The organism is Pseudomonas sp. B329 (assembly GCF_023127835.1).
Lineage (GTDB): Bacteria > Pseudomonadota > Gammaproteobacteria > Pseudomonadales > Pseudomonadaceae > Aquipseudomonas > Aquipseudomonas synxantha_A.
The window spans coordinates 162,569-180,429 of the sequence record NZ_SPKP01000005.1; the positions used below are offsets into that span (position 1 = coordinate 162,569).

Annotated in this window: 14 protein-coding genes; 5 read left to right on the forward strand and 9 right to left on the reverse strand. The window is 61.8% G+C overall.

From position 1 onward, the window contains the following. Position 1 precedes the first annotated feature (1 nt). Positions 2–1,843, forward strand: a complete 1,842-nt coding sequence (gene ilvD / locus E4P00_RS03365; protein WP_005792304.1) for a dihydroxy-acid dehydratase — start codon at positions 2–4, stop codon at positions 1,841–1,843. Between the two features lie 189 nt (positions 1,844–2,032). Here the strand turns inward: ilvD and E4P00_RS03370 are convergent, their stop codons facing one another. After that, entirely contained in the window at positions 2,033–3,094 is a 1,062-nt protein-coding gene (locus tag E4P00_RS03370) for a hypothetical protein (RefSeq protein WP_032878898.1), read from the reverse strand. Between the two features lie 242 nt (positions 3,095–3,336). Here E4P00_RS03370 and E4P00_RS03375 point away from each other — a divergent pair, with 242 nt between their 5' ends. Next, complete coding sequence (locus E4P00_RS03375; protein WP_216090440.1) at positions 3,337–4,728, forward strand: L-cystine transporter; 1,392 nt, start codon at positions 3,337–3,339, stop codon at positions 4,726–4,728. Positions 4,729–4,812: 84 nt separating this feature from the next. Here the strand turns inward: E4P00_RS03375 and E4P00_RS03380 are convergent, their stop codons facing one another. Further along, complete coding sequence (locus E4P00_RS03380) at positions 4,813–5,325, reverse strand: dihydrofolate reductase (protein ID WP_005792310.1); 513 nt, start codon at positions 5,323–5,325, stop codon at positions 4,813–4,815. 69 nt (positions 5,326–5,394) lie between these two features. Between E4P00_RS03380 and E4P00_RS03385 the strand changes: the two genes are divergently transcribed. Together E4P00_RS03385 and E4P00_RS03390 are read left to right on the forward strand one after the other, a co-directional pair. Then, positions 5,395–6,774: a DUF2868 domain-containing protein gene (locus E4P00_RS03385; RefSeq protein WP_248130642.1), complete on the forward strand. Its 1,380-nt coding sequence runs from the start codon at positions 5,395–5,397 to the stop codon at positions 6,772–6,774. After that, positions 6,767–8,134, forward strand: a complete 1,368-nt coding sequence (locus E4P00_RS03390; protein ID WP_032878894.1) for a DUF3482 domain-containing protein — start codon at positions 6,767–6,769, stop codon at positions 8,132–8,134. The genes E4P00_RS03385 and E4P00_RS03390 overlap by 8 nt, the downstream gene beginning before the upstream one ends. Positions 8,135–8,148: 14 nt before the next feature. Here the strand turns inward: E4P00_RS03390 and E4P00_RS03395 are convergent, their stop codons facing one another. The 7 genes from E4P00_RS03395 to E4P00_RS03425 all read right to left on the reverse strand — a co-directional run bounded on the left by E4P00_RS03395 (position 8,149) and on the right by E4P00_RS03425 (position 17,335). Then, entirely contained in the window at positions 8,149–8,664 is a 516-nt protein-coding gene (locus E4P00_RS03395) for a hypothetical protein (RefSeq protein WP_032878892.1), read from the reverse strand. A 154-nt stretch (positions 8,665–8,818) separates the two neighbouring features. Beyond that, positions 8,819–9,952 (reverse strand): TIGR03364 family FAD-dependent oxidoreductase, encoded by a 1,134-nt coding sequence (locus tag E4P00_RS03400; protein ID WP_248130643.1) that lies wholly within the window; start codon positions 9,950–9,952, stop codon positions 8,819–8,821. Positions 9,953–10,077: 125 nt separating this feature from the next. Beyond that, positions 10,078–11,100: a putative 2-aminoethylphosphonate ABC transporter substrate-binding protein gene (locus tag E4P00_RS03405; RefSeq protein ID WP_103734216.1), complete on the reverse strand. Its 1,023-nt coding sequence runs from the start codon at positions 11,098–11,100 to the stop codon at positions 10,078–10,080. 23 nt (positions 11,101–11,123) lie between these two features. Continuing rightward, positions 11,124–12,836: a putative 2-aminoethylphosphonate ABC transporter permease subunit gene (locus E4P00_RS03410; protein WP_032878889.1), complete on the reverse strand. Its 1,713-nt coding sequence runs from the start codon at positions 12,834–12,836 to the stop codon at positions 11,124–11,126. 1 nt (position 12,837) lies between these two features. Then, complete coding sequence (locus E4P00_RS03415) at positions 12,838–13,902, reverse strand: putative 2-aminoethylphosphonate ABC transporter ATP-binding protein (RefSeq protein WP_078822573.1); 1,065 nt, start codon at positions 13,900–13,902, stop codon at positions 12,838–12,840. A gap of 246 nt (positions 13,903–14,148) precedes the next feature. Then, a complete protein-coding gene (locus tag E4P00_RS03420; protein ID WP_005792324.1) occupies positions 14,149–15,012 on the reverse strand; it encodes a LysR family transcriptional regulator in 864 nt (287 codons plus the stop codon). 16 nt (positions 15,013–15,028) lie between these two features. Further along, positions 15,029–17,335, reverse strand: coding sequence for a heavy metal translocating P-type ATPase (locus E4P00_RS03425; protein WP_248130644.1), 2,307 nt, complete (start codon positions 17,333–17,335; stop codon positions 15,029–15,031). An 85-nt stretch (positions 17,336–17,420) separates the two neighbouring features. On the opposite strand from E4P00_RS03425, the gene cadR reads away from it, so the two are divergent. Continuing rightward, on the forward strand, positions 17,421–17,861 hold the full coding sequence (gene cadR / locus E4P00_RS03430) for a Cd(II)/Pb(II)-responsive transcriptional regulator (protein WP_005792326.1): 441 nt from the start codon (positions 17,421–17,423) through the stop codon (positions 17,859–17,861).

Genomic DNA, 17,861 nt, shown 5'->3' on the forward strand with positions numbered 1-17,861 from the left:
CATGCCAGATTACCGCTCGAAAACATCCACCCACGGCCGCAACATGGCCGGCGCCCGCGCACTGTGGCGTGCCACGGGGATGAAGGATGACGACTTCAAGAAGCCGATCATCGCGATTGCCAACTCCTTTACCCAGTTCGTACCGGGCCATGTCCACCTCAAGGACCTCGGCCAACTGGTCGCCCGCGAGATCGAACGGGCCGGCGGCGTGGCCAAGGAATTCAACACCATTGCCGTGGACGACGGCATCGCCATGGGCCATGACGGCATGCTGTATTCCCTGCCGAGCCGCGAGATCATCGCCGACTCCGTGGAGTACATGGTCAACGCCCACTGCGCCGACGCCATCGTGTGCATCTCCAACTGCGACAAGATCACCCCCGGCATGTTGATGGCTGCCTTGCGCCTGAACATCCCGGTGATCTTCGTCTCCGGCGGCCCGATGGAAGCCGGCAAGACCAAGCTCGCGTCCCACGGACTCGACCTGGTCGACGCCATGGTGATCGCCGCCGATTCCAGCGCTTCTGACGAGAAGGTCGCGGAATACGAGCGCAGCGCCTGCCCGACCTGCGGTTCGTGCTCCGGCATGTTCACCGCCAACTCGATGAACTGCCTGGTAGAAGCCTTAGGTCTCGCCTTGCCGGGTAACGGTTCCACACTGGCCACCCACAGCGACCGCGAGCAACTGTTCCTGCAGGCCGGCCGCACCATCGTCGAGCTGTGCAAACGCTATTACACCGAGAACGATGAGTCGGTGCTGCCGCGCAACATCGCCAACTTCAAGGCGTTCGAGAACGCCATGACCCTGGACATCGCCATGGGCGGTTCCACCAATACCATCCTGCACTTGCTGGCCGCCGCCCAGGAAGCCGAGATCGACTTCGACCTGCGCGATATCGACCGCCTGTCCCGCCATGTGCCGCAACTGTGCAAGGTCGCGCCGAACATCCAGAAGTACCACATGGAAGACGTGCACCGCGCCGGCGGGATCTTCTCGATCCTCGGTTCCCTGGCCCGTGGCGGCCTGCTGCACACTGACCTGCCGACCGTGCACAGCAAGTCGATCGCCGAAGGCATCGCCAAATGGGACATCACCCAGACTGACGACGAAGCCGTGCACACCTTCTTCAAGGCCGGCCCGGCCGGCATCCCGACCCAGACCGCATTCAGCCAGTCGACCCGTTGGGACACTCTGGACGCCGACCGTGAAAACGGCTGTATCCGCAGTGTCGAGCACGCCTACTCCCAGGAAGGCGGCCTGGCCGTGCTGTACGGCAACATTGCCCTCGACGGCTGCGTAGTGAAAACCGCGGGTGTGGATGAGTCCATCCACGTCTTCGAAGGCCGCGCCAAGATCTACGAAAGCCAGGACAGCTCGGTACGCGGCATCCTCGCTGACGAAGTCAAGGAAGGCGACATCGTAATCATCCGCTACGAAGGCCCCAAAGGCGGCCCGGGTATGCAGGAGATGCTCTACCCCACGTCCTACCTGAAATCCAAAGGTCTGGGCAAAGCCTGCGCGCTGCTGACCGACGGGCGTTTCTCTGGCGGCACCTCGGGCCTGTCCATCGGCCACGCTTCCCCGGAAGCCGCTGCCGGTGGCGCGATTGGCCTGGTGCAGGATGGTGACAAGGTGCTGATCGACATTCCGAACCGCTCGATCAACCTGTTGATCAGCGATGAAGAACTGGCGGCACGCCGGGTTGAGCAGGACAAAAAGGGTTGGAAGCCGGTAGAAAAACGCCCGCGGAAAGTCACTACTGCGTTGAAGGCTTACGCATTGTTGGCCACCAGTGCCGACAAGGGTGCTGTACGTAACAAGGCAATGCTCGACGGCCTGTAAGCCCCGCGCATCAAAATGCCCCGCCAGATGCGGGGCATTTTTTTGCCTGGAGATAACCCTAGGAACAATGAAAGTCAAAATGTGGGAGGGGGCTTGCCCCGATGACGGTATTTCAGTTAGTCAATTTGTAGCTGACTCACCGCTATCGGGGGCAAGCCCCCTCCCACATTTTTGACCGCATTCAGTCTGTTATTGAATGTCCTCGGGCTTAACGATCACCCAGTTCTTGTCCGCAGTCACCGGCAGCCCTTCCTTGGCCTGCGCCGCCGCGTGCTTGGCGATCATGCCGTTAAGCTGGGTCATGTATTTGTCTTTACGGTTGATCCACAAATGGATGCCACCCTTGGCCACATCCACATCGTGGAACAGCATGTAACCATCGCTGGTCGGGGTATCACCGCCGACGATCACCGGCTTTTTCCACTCGTCGATATAGGTGAGAATCGCCGCGTGCTTGCCGGCCATCCAGGTCGCCGGGGTCCACAGGTAGGGCGTCAGCTCCAGGCCGAGGTTGGCCTTCTCGTCATATTTGCCCGCGGTGATCTGCTTGCGTGCGGTGGTCAACTCGCCGGTCTTGCGGTCCTTGAGCATCGTGGTCACGCCGATGACGTTCTCGGGCTTTACGTTGTAGCCGTACTTCGGATCGGCCGCGACCATGCGCACCAGTTCCTCGGACGCGGCGGTCATCACATACACCTCGATGCCGTTTTCCATCAGTTTGTTGTACAACTCGGCCTGGCCAGTGAAGACTTTCGGCGGCTGTATCTCGGTTTTTTTCACCACGTCGCCTTCAAAATAGCTGACGGGTACGGGCTTGCCGGAGGCCATCAGCTCGTCGACCTGCACCTTGAGTTCCTTGAGGGTGAAGCCGGAAAAAATCTGCGCAACCCAGGGGTAGCAGACCATGTCGTCGACTTCGCACAGGCGGTAGTAGTAGCTGAACAGACTTTCCTTATGGTCGGCGGTGTCTTTGAAGGGGATAAGCTTGAGCGATGGGTCCATGGTTTCGCGGGTGATCAGGCCCTTGTTTTCCATGTACGGCAGCAGCGACTCTTCAAGGTCGTAGCGGTAGCTGGTGTTGTCCATGTCGAACACCGCATAGTTACCCTTGTTGGCGTTGGCGGCGATCATTTCGTTGAGTTGCTTGGCGGCCGGTGCCGGCCAATGTTTCAACTCGGTGGCGGCAAACGCCTGGCTGGCGAGTCCGAGGCAAAAGGCTGCGGATAAGAGTAGTTTCGGCGCGAGCTTCATAGGCGTTGTCTCCCTCAAGTGAAAGACATCGACGCTAACAAATCGGTATGACAGTTAGCGTCCGGGCACGACCGCTGACGTCGTGATTGCGCCAAGGGCATACGCCTGAGCGCCAAGCGCTTATTCCAAAAACGACAGTCACCATTCCATATTGGTATTAAATCAATATATTTCAAGCTGTTAGGCTTGCCGGTTCGCAATCGCAGGCTGACGCGATTGGCTGCCTTCTCAACGGAGCTTCAATGAATCTGCCCCTGATTCTCAATTTATTGGTGTTCGTGGCCCTCTTGCTGGGCCTGGCACAAACCCGTCGGACTAACTGGAGCCTGGCCAAGAAGGTCCTGTTCGCTTTGGTTCTGGGCGTGCTGTTCGGTGCGGCCTTGCACACCATCTATGGCGACGGCAATCCAGTGCTCAAAGCCTCCATCGGCTGGTTTGATCTGGTCGGCAATGGGTATGTGCAGTTGCTGCAAATGATCGTGATCCCGCTGGTGTTCGCTTCGATCCTCAGTGCCGTGGCGCGCCTGCATAACGCCTCGTCCCTGGGCAAGATCAGCTTCCTGACCATCGGCACGCTGTTGTTTACCACGGCCATCGCGGCGCTGATCGGCATCGGCCTGACCAACCTGTTCGGCCTCACCGCCGAGGGCCTGGTGGCCGGCACCCAGGAAATGGCGCGCCTGCAAGTGATCCAGAGTGATTACGCAGGCAAGGTCGCCGACCTGAATATCCCGCAGTTGCTGCTGTCGTTCGTGCCGGCCAACCCGTTCGCCGACCTGGCCCGGGCCAAGCCGACGTCGATCATCAGCGTGGTGATTTTTGCCGCGTTCCTCGGGGTAGCCGCGCTGCAACTGCTCAAGGATGATGTGGAAAAGGGCCAGAAGGTCATCAACGCCATCGACACCCTGCAAGCCTGGGTGATGCGCCTGGTGCGCCTGGTGATGAAGCTGACCCCGTACGGCGTGTTGGCGCTGATGACCAAGGTGGTCGCCGGTTCCAACCTGCAAGACATCATCAAGCTGGGCAGTTTCGTGGTGGTGTCGTACCTGGCCTTGGGCCTGATGTTTGTGGTGCACGGCCTGCTGCTGTCGTTGGCCGGGATCAACCCGCTGCGCTTTTTCCGCAAGGTGTGGCCGGTACTGACCTTTGCCTTCACCAGCCGCTCCAGCGCCGCCTCGATCCCCTTGAGTATTGAAGCGCAGACCCGCCGCCTGGGTATCCCCCAGTCGATCGCCGGTTTCGCCGCTTCGTTTGGCGCGACCATCGGCCAGAACGGTTGCGCCGGTCTTTACCCGGCGATGTTGGCGGTGATGGTCGCACCGACCGTAGGCATCAACCCGTTGGATCCGCTGTGGATCGCGACGCTGGTGGCGATTGTGACCTTGAGTTCGGCGGGCGTCGCCGGTGTGGGCGGTGGTGCGACCTTTGCCGCGCTGATCGTACTGCCGGCCATGGGCTTGCCGGTGTCACTGGTGGCGCTGCTGATTTCGGTGGAACCACTGATCGACATGGGCCGTACAGCGTTGAACGTGAATGGTTCGATGACGGCGGGGGCGATTACCAGCCAGATCATGGGGCAGACGGATAAAGCGTTGCTGGATGCCGATGAGCATGCCGAGTTAGCGCAGGTCTGATAGACCGCTATCGCAGGCAAGCCAGCTCCCACATTTGAATGTATTCACACATCAAAATGTGGGAGCTGGCTTGCCTGCGATGCTTTAGGCTTTTTCCCACACTTCGAAGTTGTAGGCCGGTTTATCACCTTCGGCCGGATTCTCGACATTCGACACCAGCTTCCACTGGTTCCTATCAAACTCTGGAAACCACGCATCCCCTTCCGGGCTCAGCGCCACCCGCGTCAGGTACAGGCGATCGGCCTGCTGCAGTCCCTGCGCATACAACTGCGCACCGCCGATCAACATCAACTCGTCCACGCCTTGGGCCTTGGCCCACTCCTCGGCACGCTCCACCGCCGCTTCCAATGACGGAAAAACTTGCGCACCTTCAAGCGTCAGATCGGTCTGACGGCTGACCACTATGTTCAAGCGCCCTGGCAGCGGTCGACCCAAGGAATCCCAGGTCTTGCGCCCCATGATGATCGGCTTGCCGAGCGTGGTGGCCTTGAAATACTTGAAATCCCCCGGCAAATGCCAGGGCATGCTGTTGTCGACGCCGATCACGCGGTTTTCACCGAGGGCTGCGATCAGGCTTAAAGGGAGAGTTTTTTTCATGGCGACGAGAATACCAGAGCCGCGAGTCAGCGGTTATGCTCCACCTTCACTGAAACAACAGGATGGCGCGTGACTGCACTGACTCCTCTGCACACACTCTGGCTGACAGAAGCCGTGCGCCTGCGTGAAGAACACGCCGGCCCCCTGGAAGACCTGGAAGCCAACCGCCTGGCCCGCACGGCCGGGGGCGACCTGTCGACGCGTATTACCCAACGCGCCTTGCACCTGGCCGAGCGCGATGGCCTGACCGGTGCCCTCACGCGCTGGCTGCAAGGCGCGCGCCTGGCGCTGATCTTACTGGCGGTCGTGGCCGTGATCAGTGGCGCCGGCCTGGCATTCGCTGCGCTGGGCAATGGCCTGACGCCGGTGAACGTGTTCTGGGCCCTGGGCAGCCTGCTCGGGTTGAACCTGATCCTGCTGGTCAGTTGGGCCCTGGGGCTGCTGTTTGCTGGCGAACACAGCGCCAGCCTTGGGCGCCTGTGGTTATGGCTCAGCGAGAAACTGGCGCGTGACGCCAAAGCCGCACAATTGGCGCCAGCGTTGCTGCTGTTGTTGCAACGGCAAAAACTCAATCGCTGGGCGGTGGGTGTGTTGGTCAACAGCCTGTGGCTGCTGGCGTTGCTCAGCGCCATGGTGATCCTGCTGACCCTGCTCGCCACCCGTCGCTACGGTTTTGTGTGGGAAACCACCATTCTCGGCGCCGACACGTTTGTCGCCGTGACCCAGGCCCTCGGCAGCCTGCCCGCTTTGCTGGGTTTCAATGTGCCAACCGTCGACATGATCCGCGCCAGCGGCGATTCAGCCCTGAATATCGAAAGCGCCCGCCAAGCCTGGGCGGCCTGGTTGGTAGGCGTGTTACTGGTCTACGGCCTGCTGCCCCGACTGATCCTCGCCCTGTTCTGCCTGTGGCGCTGGAAAATCGGGCATGCGGCGTTGCGCCTGGACCTCAACCTGCAAGGCTACGCCCAACTGCGCGAACGCCTGATGCCCAGCAGCGAACGGCTTGGGGTCAACGATGCCGCGCCCGAACAGCTGCACCACGTCAGCGGCGGCGTCAGCGAGATGGACAGCGACGGCGCCTTGCTGGTGGCCATCGAACTCGACGATCACCACCCGTGGCCACCCAAACTGCCCAGCAACGTTAAAAACGCCGGCATCCTCGACAGCCGTGAATCGCGGAACAAGCTGCTGGAACAACTCAGCCGTTTCCCGCCCGCACGTCTGGTCATCGTCTGCGACCCGCGCCGCTCGCCGGACCGTGGCAGCCTGGCGTTGATCGCCGAACTGGCGCGCAGCGCCACCGCCACCCGTGTATGGCTGCTGCAAGCGCCGCCCGGCCAGGCGCTGGACGCCGAACGCCTGGGTGACTGGCACACCGCACTGCAACAACTTGAGCTGCCGTTTGCCGATTGCGCACCGCTGAACTGGCTGGAGACCGGGCATGACTAAACCGCTGAAACTCGCCGTGGTCGGCCACACCAATGTCGGCAAGACCTCACTGCTGCGCACCCTCACCCGTGACGTGGGCTTCGGCGAAGTCTCCCATCGCCCCAGCACCACGCGGCATGTCGAAGGCGCGCGCTTGTCGGTGGATGGCGAAGCCTTGCTGGAGCTGTACGACACGCCCGGCCTGGAAGACGCCATCGCCCTGCTCGACTATCTGGAGCGCCTGGATCGCCCCGGTGAACGCCTGGACGGTCCCGCTCGCCTGGCGCGTTTTCTGGAGGGCAGCGAAGCGCGCCAGCGTTTCGAACAGGAAGCCAAGGTGTTACGCCAATTGCTGGCCTCGGACGCCGGCCTGTATGTGATCGACGCCCGCGAGCCGGTGCTGGCCAAGTACCGCGATGAGCTGCAAGTGCTGGCCAGTTGCGGCAAACCCTTGTTGCCGGTGCTCAACTTCGTCACCAGCAGCGACCAGCGCGAGCCGGACTGGCGCGAAGCCCTGGCCCGCCTCGGCCTGCACGCGCTGGTGCGCTTCGACAGCGTGGCGCCGCCGGAAGACGGTGAACGTCGCCTGTATGAAAGCCTGGCCCTGCTGCTGGAAAACTCCCGCCCGCAGTTGGAACGCCTGATCCTCGATCAAGAGGCCCAACGCCAGGCCCGCCAGCAAAGCGCCGCACGCTTGATCGCCGAACTGCTGATCGACTGCGCGGCCTGCCGTCGCAGCGTCGTCACCGAAGATGAACAGCAAGCCATCGGCGATCTGCGCAAAGCGGTGCGCCAACGGGAACAAAAGTGTGTTGAAGCCCTGCTCAAACTGTTCGGCTTTCGCCCACAGGATGCCGCCGCCAGCGACCTGCCATTGCTCGACGGTCGCTGGGGCGATGACTTGTTCAACCCCGAAACCCTCAAGCAACTTGGCGTGCGGGTCGGTGGCGGAATCGCCGCCGGTGCCGCTGCCGGTGCGGGCGTGGATCTCTTGGTCGGCGGCCTGACCCTTGGCGCTGCGGCCCTGGCCGGCGCTATCGCCGGTGGCGCCCTGCAAACCGCACGCAGCTACGGCAGCCGCCTGCTCGGCAAGATCAAAGGCCAACGCGAGCTGACCGTCGACGACAGCGTGCTGCGCCTGCTTGCCTTGCGCCAACGTCAGTTGCTCAAGGCCCTTAGTCTGCGCGGGCATGCGGCGATGCATAGCATCAAGGTCGACACGCCCCAGGACAAAACCTGGCGCGAGGGCAAGCTGCCCGACGCGCTGCACAAGGCCCGCGCCTATCCGCAATGGTCATCCCTCAACCCCCACGCCAAGCTGAGCCAGGCCGAGCGTCAGGAACAGGTCGAAACATTGGCTGAACAGCTCAACGAAGCGTGACGCGCTTAAAGCGCTCACCAATTCAACCCCAGGAACGCCTTGCATAGCGAGCGAACCAGTTCTTTATCAGCGTTTTCAGCTACCCCGTTGCGGTCGATATCACTATTGGTGGTAGCGGTTTCCAACACGCTGTCGCTGTCGACGTCATAGTCCATGGTTCTGGAGACCAGTAATGTTTTCCCCTCGGACACCTTGCTCTCACGGAACTCCAGCCTCACCGAATCCGGCCGTCCCGCGTCGCTGAAATCATCCACATAGATGACGAGCGCACACTGCCAATGGCTTGCCGGGTTAAACCAATTGAGTTTCACGAAGCTGTCGGCGAAAGTCGCGATCCGGCGCTTATCCAGGTCCAGCGAACCGGGTTTACTATGCCCTCCCCATTTTGCATTCGAGGTCATTTCCTGTCCGACGATATCGTGGATCAGCTCATCGGGACGACCCGGCCGTTGCTGATAGAAATGCAAAATGACCGTATCGGCATGACCGTTGCCTTGCAGGTCTTGGGCGATGGCTTTCAAATAGTGCATCAGTGTTGCTCTCTTAATGGGTGAAGCAAGCACCTTAGTGAGGTAACAACAAGGGCTCCAGGCGGCGTATCGGCTTATTGTGTAAGGCCCATCTTCGCTGCCAGTAGCCTCGCCGCCTTGGCCTTGAGTACATCAAGGTCGAGCACCGGGCTCATCACGTCTCTCCCCACAAGGTACTGATATTTCGCTCGGCCATCGCCGGCCCCACGCTCATGCCCACGCCGGTGTGCATCAACGCAGCGCTGACACCGGGTGCTGCCTGCACAAACGAGAACGGCCCGGGCCCGCGAGCGCCGTAGACGCCTTGCCAGCGTTCGACCACCTGGATTTTGCAGCCCAGGGTCTGTTCGGCCAGCTCGATCATCCAGTCATCTACCCGCTCGGCATTGAAGGGCGACGGGTCGCTGTCGTAATGGTGGGAGTCGCCAATGATCAGTTCGCCATGGGGTGTAGGGCTGATCAACAGGTGAATGCCGTGCTCCTGCAGGTACGGTGTTTCGCGCAGGATCTGCGCCTGCACTGCGGCAGCCTCCGGCAGGTCGGCGAAGGCGCCGTAGTGCACGCAGCTCAGGCCGGTGAGCAGGGCGTGTTGCAGGTTCAGGTTGACCGCCGGCCGGGCGCGCAGCATTTGCAGGCGGCAGGTTTGCGGGTTGAGCGGGGCGATGGATTCGGCCAACAGGGTCTGATAGTCGTGGCCGGAGCAGACGATGATCTGCTCGCCGCGAAAGCTGCCGGCCGTGCTGTGCAATTGGCCCGGTTCGACGTCGCGCACCAGAGTGGAAAAGTGAAACTCCACCTTCAACGCCTGACTCAGGTACTGGATCAGCGCCGGGATCGCCTCGCGGGAATACAGTTGCTGGTCGTCTTTGCCATGCAACGCGGCGCGGTGATGGCGGAACTGGCCGGCGTACAGATCCTTCATCGCAGCGCCTTGCAGCAGCTCCACGTTATAGCCGTGTTCCTGCGCACGAGCGCTGCAGAAGGCTTCCAACAGATGCTCTTCGGCTTCGGTGCGGGCGAACAGATATGAACCGTTGCGTTTGAGCTGCAGACCAGCCAACTGCGCCCACTGTGCCCAGATATCACGGCTTTCCCGCGCCAGGTCGAGCATCTGGCCCGGCGGTTGACCGGTGACCAGCGCCTGACCGAAGTTGCGCACCGAGGCGCCCAATGGCGTGGCGCTGCGCTCGAACACCTTGACCTTGAGGCCGCGTTTGGCGGCGGCATAAGCGTGGGACAGGCCGAGAATGCCGGCGCCGATGATCAGCAGGTCGCTGTGGTGTGTCATGGAATGATGTCCTGAATTCGAAGCCGCTATCGCAGGCAAGCCAGCTCCCACATTTTGATGTGTGAATACCTTCAAATGTGGGAGCTGGCTTGCCTGCGAAGGGGCCATAAGCCCTAACGAAAACCTTACTGACCCGCCACCTTCTCCGACTTACCGTCATAGCGCTTGCGCCATTCAGTCAGGATGCTGTCGCGGTTTTTCGAGGCCCAGGCAAAGTCGTTCTTGATCAGGCGCTGCTCGTAGTCGGCCGGCAATTCGGTCTGCGGCTTGGCGATACCCGGCTGGGCGAGGATGGCGAAGTTAGCCTTGTACAGCTCCATCGCCGCTGGGCTGGCGGAAAAGTCAGCGAGTTTTTTTGCCGCATCGGCGTGTGCACTGCCCTTGACTACGGCGGTGGCTTCGATCTCCCAGCCCAGGCCCTCTTTCGGCAGGATGATGTCCAGCGGCGCACCCTGGCGTTTGAGCTGAACCGCCGGGTATTCAAAGGAAATACCAATCGGGAACTCACCGGACGCCGCCAACTTGCACGGCTTGGAGCCGGAGTGAACGTACTGGCCGATGTTCTGGTGCAGGTCGTCCATGTACTGCCAGCCCTGCTTCTCGCCGAAGGTCTGCAACCAGGCACTGACATCCAGAAAGCCCGTGCCGGACGATGCCGGGTTAGGCATCACGATCTTGCCCTTGTATTCAGGCTTGGTCAGGTCCTGCCAGCTCACCGGTTTGGTCAGGCCCAGCTTTTCGGCTTCGATGGTGTTGAAGCAGATGGTCGCGGCCCACACGTCCATGCCGACCCAGGCGGGCGGGTTGGCGGCGTCGCGGTAGTGCTGGCCGATCTTGTCCAGGTCCTTGGGCGCGTAGTTGTCCAGCATCCCCTGCTGGTCGAGGATCGCCAGGCTGGAGGCGGCCAAGCCCCACACCACGTCAGCTTGCGGGCGGTCTTTTTCAGCCAGCAGCTTGGCGGTGATAATGCCGGTGGAATCGCGTACCCACTTGATCTCGATGTCGGGGTTGGCCTGCTCGAAGGCTTTTTTGTAGGTCTTCAATTGCTCGGCTTCGAGGGCCGTGTACACGGTCAACTCGGTCTTGGCGAAGGCATTCAGGCTGAATGCCGTGAGTACCGCAGCGACCAGCGCCAGGGGCTTGAACATGGAGCACCTCCTTCAGGGATGTTTTATTGGCCGGGCGCGGTCTGGCGCCAGGCTTGGGAGCGACGCAGCGCACCACGTGAGGCCCACGCCAGCAACAGCGAGACGCCGACTGAGGTGAACAGGATCAGGGTCGACATGGCCGCCGCGCCGCCCACGTTGCCGGCGTCGTCCATGTTCAGCACGGCGACGGCGGCGAGGATGGTGTCGGGGCTGTAGAGAAAGATCGCGGCGGACACGGTGGTCATCGCCGACACAAACAGGTAGCGCAGGATATCCAGCAGCGCCGGCAGGCAGATCGGCACCGTGACGCGCCAATAGTGGCGGTACAACGGCGCCTTGAGCGACAACGCCGCCGCTTCGAACTCGGCGTCCAGCTGGCGCAGGGCGGTGGTCGCGGTCATCTGCGCGGTGGTCAGGTAGTGCGCAATGGTGCACACCACCAGCAACGCCATGCTCCCGTAGAACACGTGCAGCGGGTTGCCGTTGAGGTTGAAAAAGAACACGTAGCCCAAGCCGAGCACCAGCCCCGGCACCGCCATCGGTACGAAGCTGAGCATGCGCAGCGCCAGGTTCAGGCCCTTCTGGCCCTTGGTCTTCTCCATCAGGTAGGCACCGGTGAAGATCAACACACTGCCGATCAACGCCGTGCACAGCGCCATGGTCAGGCTGTTGCGGTAGGCCAGCCAGCCGCCGCCGGCGGTGTCTTCGAACTGGTAGTGGTTGAGCGATAGCGACAGGTTGTACGGCCAGAACTTCACCAGCGACGAATACACCGCCATGCCGAACACCAGCAGCAACACCGCGCAAATCAGCAACACGATGGCCAGGTAGCAACCGTCGCGCAGCCGCGATGGCGCGGGCAGAAACACCTGGGCGCGACCGCTCATCGAGTCGCCATGCCGACGGCGCAACCAGGCATCCACGCCGAAGCTGAACAGTGCCGGCAGCAGCAACACCATGCCGATCAACGCGCCGCGCCCGAACTGTTGCTGACCGACCACCGCCTTGTAGGCTTCCAGCGCCAACACCTGGTAATCACCGCCCACCACCACCGGCACACCGAAGTCGGTGATGGTCAGGGTAAACACCAGGCAGAACGCGGCGAACACCGCCTGGCGCGTGGCCGGCCAGGTGATGCTGCGAAACGCCCGGGCCGGGCTGGCGCCCATGCTCGACGCCGCATCGAACAAGCGTGCATCCGCCAGGGACAGCGCCGAGAGCAAGATCATCAAGGCATGGGGAAAGGTGTAGATCACTTCACCGAGCACAATGCCCCAGAAGCCGTAGATATTGTCCGAGAGCAAACCGCGCAACATGCCCTGGTTGCCGAACAGATAGACCAGGGCAATGCCCGGCAGCATCGACGGCGCCATCAAGGGCAGCAATGACAAACCGCGCCAGACGGTCTTGCCGGGAATCAACGTGCGTTGCAGGGCGTAGGCAAACAGGTAAGCCAGCGGTACGACGATGGCCGCCACACTGAGGGAAACTTTCAGGCTATTTCCCAGCAACCAGTGGAAGTTGGCGCTGGTCAACAGTTCCCGCGCTGCCACCAGGCCACCGCCCTGCCCGGCTTCGCTGCTGAAGCCGCGCCAGAAGATCGCCAGCAACGGCAGCAGGACCGCCACCACCAACAGGCCGAGCCAGAGCCATTTGCCGCCGACCACAAAGAGACGGTCGCCCCACTCGGCGCGGGACACCTGACGCGGTACCGGCAATGTCATGACGGCGGCCATCTCAGGCAAACACCTGCAGGCTGCGCGGCGGCAAGGCCACCCAGATGTCCTGGGCACCCAGGCGCGGCATGGCTTCGGGTGCCAGTTCGGCCAGCAACGGATGGCCCGGCAACTGTTCCAGCTCAAAGCTCATGCGGCAGCGGTTGCCGAGGAAGGTAATTTCGCGAACCTTGGCCGGGAACAGGTTCTCTTCATGCACCGTCGGGTTGACGCTGATCGCTTCCGGGCGACAGAACAGGCGGCCGGACCGGGCCACACCCGCATCGTCGGCCAGGCGCATATTCATTCCGCCGACCTGGGCATGGCTGGCGCTGCTACGGCTGAACGGCAACCAGTTGCCCTGGCCGACAAACTCGGCCACGAACGGCGTGGCCGGGCGGTCGTAGATCTCCTGGGGCGTGGCGTACTGCTCAACCTTACCGTTATTCATCACGGCAATGCGGTCGGCCATCAACATGGCTTCGTCCTGGTTGTGGGTCACCATCAAGGTGGTAATACCCAGGCGCCGCTGCAATTGGCGCAGCTCGGTGCACAAATGCTCGCGCACACGGGCGTCGAGGGCCGACATCGGTTCATCCAGCAGTAATAACGAAGGGGCCGGCGCCAATGCACGGGCCAGAGCGACGCGCTGCTGCTGGCCGCCGGAGAGTTGGCCGGGGTATTTCTTTTCGCTGCCGACCAAACCGACCAGTTCAAGCATCTGCCCGACGCGCTTGCGCACTTCATCGCGGCCGCTGCCTGTGAGGCCGTAGCCGATGTTTGCTTCAACCGTGAGATTGGGGAACAGCGCGTAGGACTGAAACAGGATGCCGTAGTCTCGCGCCTGGGGCGGCAGCAGGGAAACGTCCCGCTCGCCCAGGTAAAGCTCACCGCTGTCCTGACGCTCCAGGCCGGCGATGCAGCGCAACAACGTGGTCTTGCCGCAACCGGACGGGCCCAGCAGGCACACCAGCTCGCCGGCGGCGACGTCCAGGGACACGTTGTCCAGCGCGGTGAAAGCGCCAAAGCGTTTCTGGATCCCGCGCACCTTCATGGGCGCGCCGGGTTGGGTCAGGGCTGTGTTCATGCAAGGCACCTCATCGAACGGATGAAGGCCATGCTAGGGAGGCAATGCGTAGTTGGTGTGGCAGAAAGGCAAAACGGGGTGATAGTGGTATTGGTGGATTTGTGTAGGACTCATGGAGCTGAGTTGCCTGGCCTACCGCAATCGGGAGCAAGCCCCCTCCCACAGTGACCGGGTTCCAACATGAGAATGCGGTCAAAATGTGGGTGGGGGCTTGCTCCCGATTGGCCCTCAAGCCAGCCGCAGAACTTAAATTGGCGACATTTCCTGAGCCAGGCCAAGGAATGCCGCCGGCAGCCGTGCACCTTTACGCTCTTTGAGGCAATACAGATACTCCGGAATCTGCGGCGCATTCTCGATGGTCAGCACACGCAATTGCGGATCATGGGGCACTTCCTGGCGAGCAATGATGCTGATGCCGATATTGCGCAGCACCGCCTCGCGAATCGACTCACGGCTGCCAATCTCCAGCAACGGCCCATACCCTACGCCGCCGCTCTTCAAAAGCTCTTCGGTCAGCCTGCGGGTGGTGGAGCCGGCTTCACGCATCAACAGCGTATGCCCGGCCAGCGCGCTCAACGACACATGCTCAAGCTTGGCCAACGGGTGATTGCGATGTACCGCCAGCACCAGCGGGTCGGTGCCCAGCACGCGGCGGATCAGGCGCGGGTCGTCCAGCAATTGCGAAGAGGCCGCAACGTCGACGCGGTAATCATCCAACGCTTCGAGCACCTGCTGGGAGTTGCCGATTTCCACCGACACTTCCACGTGCGGCAGGCGTTCACGAAAGGCTTTGACCAGGTCGAGAATGTAATACGGCGCCGTCGCGGCAATCCGCAGCGCGCCCTGGACCTGACCATTGTTGCGCAGGAAAAACTCGATATCCGCTTCCTGCTGCAACAGCGTCTTGACCATCGGCAACAGCCGCGCACCTTCGTCGCTGACCGTCAGGCGACGGCCGCCGCGATAGAACAGCTCAACGCCGTATTGGCTTTCCAGGTTGCGAATCTGGGTGGTCACCGTGGGCTGGCTCAGGCCGAGTTTTTTCGCCGCCTGGGTGATACTGCCCAGGCGGGCGACCATGAAAAACGCCTTTAACTCAGCACTCAGCACACCACCCTCTCATCCTCTATTTGCGCAACAGGCGCAGGCCATTGAACACCACCAGCAAACTCACGCCCATGTCGGCGAAGACCGCCATCCACATGGTCGCCATGCCCATGAAGGTCACGGCCAGGAAAATCGCCTTGATCACCAGCGCCAGGGCGATGTTCTGCTTGAGGATACTCGACGTTTGCCGCGACAGCCGAATGAAAGCCGGAATCTTGCGCAGATCATCATCCATCAGCGCCACGTCGGCAGTCTCGATAGCCGTGTCAGTGCCCGCCGCTGCCATGGCAAAGCCGATCTCGGCCCGCGCCAGGGCTGGAGCATCGTTGATGCCATCGCCGACCATGCCCACCCGATGGCCTTGGCCGTAGAGGGTTTCGATGGCTTGCAGCTTGTCGGTGGGCAACAGGTCACCCTGGGCCTGGTCGATGCCGACTTGGGTCGCAATCGCCTGGGCGGTGTGGGTGTTGTCGCCGGTAAGCATCAGGGTTTTGATGCCCAGGTCGTGAAGTTGCTGGATGGCTTCGCGGCTACTGTCCTTGACCGTGTCGGCCACGGCGAAAAGCGCCAGGGGGCCGGACTTGTCCAGCAGTAGCACGACGGACTTGCCTTGTTTTTCCAGGGCGAAGAGTTTTTCTTCCAGCGCCTCTGAGCACAGGCCGAGGTCTTCCACCAGGCGGTGGTTGCCCAAGTGATAGGTCTGGCCGTTGATGTCGCCGCGCACACCGCGCCCGGCCAGGGCCTCGAAGTTATCCACAACGTGAAGCGCCAGGTTTTTATCCACAGCTGCGTTGGCGATCGCCAGGGACACCGGGTGGTCGGAACGCCCGGCCAAACTGGCGGCCAGGGCCGGGGCGCTGCCTTCAAGATTCGGGAACAGCGGCAGGTAATCGGTTTGCACCGGTTTGCCGTGGGTGATGGTGCCGGTCTTGTCGAGCGCCAGGTAGTCGAGCTTGTAACCGCCCTCCAGGTACACGCCGCCCTTGATCAGGATGCCTTTGCGCGCTGCGGCGGCCAGGCCGCTGACGATGGTCACCGGTGTGGAGATCACCAAGGCACACGGGCATGCCACCACCAGCAGCACGAGGGCGCGATAGATCCAGTCGAACCACACGCCCGCCATGAACAGCGGCGGAATCACCGCCACACCCAGGGCAAACAGGAACACCGCCGGGGTGTAGACCTTGGAAAAACTGTCGACAAAGCGCTGGGTCGGCGCCCGTGCGCCTTGGGCTTGTTCCACGGCGTGGATGATTCGCGCCAGGGTCGAGTTGTTGGCCGCCGCAGTGACTTTGTACTCCAGGGAACCGGCCTGGTTGATGGTGCCGGCGAAGACTTTATCGCCGATGGTCTTTTCAATCGGCAGGCTTTCCCCGGTGATAGGTGCCTGATCGATGGTGGATTGACCGGCAGTGACTTCACCGTCCAGGCCGATACGCTCGCCGGGTTTTACTCGAACGATCGCACCAAGCTCAATGCTTTTGACCTCTTGTTCCATCCATGAACCGTCAGCCTGGCGCACGGTGGCCTGCTCCGGGGTCATCTGCATCAAGCCGCTGATGGCATTGCGCGCCCGGTCCAGGGACTTGGCCTCAATCAACTCGGCCACTGTAAACAGGAACATCACCATCGCCGCTTCCGGCCACTGACCAATCAGGATGGCGCCGGTCACCGCGATGCTCATCAGCGCGTTGATGTTCAGGTTGAGGTTTTTCAGGGCAATCCAGCCCTTTTTGTAGGTGGTCAAGCCGCCGCTGAGGATCGACACCAGCGCCACCAGTGCGATCACCCAAGTCGGTGCCACACCGGTGAAGTGCAGCACTTCGGCACCCAGGGCGCCCACGCCCGACACTGCCAATGGCCACCAATGCTTCTTGGCCGGCGGCGCGGCGGTGGGGCTGCCTTCCTCGATAGGGTCGGCCTGCATACCGATGGACTTGATCGCCGCAATGATCGGCGCCGTGCTCGGCAGGTCATGGGTGACACCGAGGATGCGGTTGATCAGGTTGAATTCCAGTTGCTGCACGCCGGCGAGCTTGCCCAGTTTGTTCTGGATCAGCGTCTGCTCGGTGGGGCAGTCCATGGCTTCGATGCGGAAAGTGCTCAGGCGCGAGCCCGCGGTGGGCGCTTCGCTCAGGGTCACCACGGCAGGCCCGGCAGCGCCGGAACAGCAGGAGCCTGAGTGGCCGTGGCTATCCACCGGCGTGAGTTTTGCCGGGGCGTGATCATGTGGGTGATCGTGACCATGATCGTGCGGGTGGTCATGAGCATGGTCATGATCGTGCTTGTGGTCGTACTTGTGCGGGGTGTGAATGGAGTGGCTCATCAGGTCGCGTCCGTAAAGGTGCCTGTTGCCAAGTAAAGACCCTGTAGCCACTATAGGGTCAAGCACCCATTTGGAGATTGCTGCGATGAAGATCGGCGAACTGGCCAAACTCACCGACTGCCCGGTGGAAACCATCCGTTATTACGAGAAGGAAAGCCTGCTGCCACCGCCTGCGCGCACTGAGGGCAACTACCGGGTCTATACCCAGGCGCACACCGAGCGGCTGATCTTTATTCGCAACTGCCGCAGCCTGGACATGACCCTCGAAGAAATCCGCAGCCTGTTAGGGCTACGCGACAGCCCCCAGGACCAGTGCGAAAGCGTGAATGCGTTGATCGACGAACATATCCACCACGTGAAAGCGCGGATCGACGGATTGTTGGCCTTGCAGGAACAACTGCTGGACCTGCGCCAACGTTGCGGCGGTGGGAACCAGTGCGGGATCTTGCAGCAGTTGGAAGTCAGCGGCGGGATTGCGGCCAGTGAGGCCGAGCCTTCGCATGTGGGCCGAAGCCACGGCCACTAA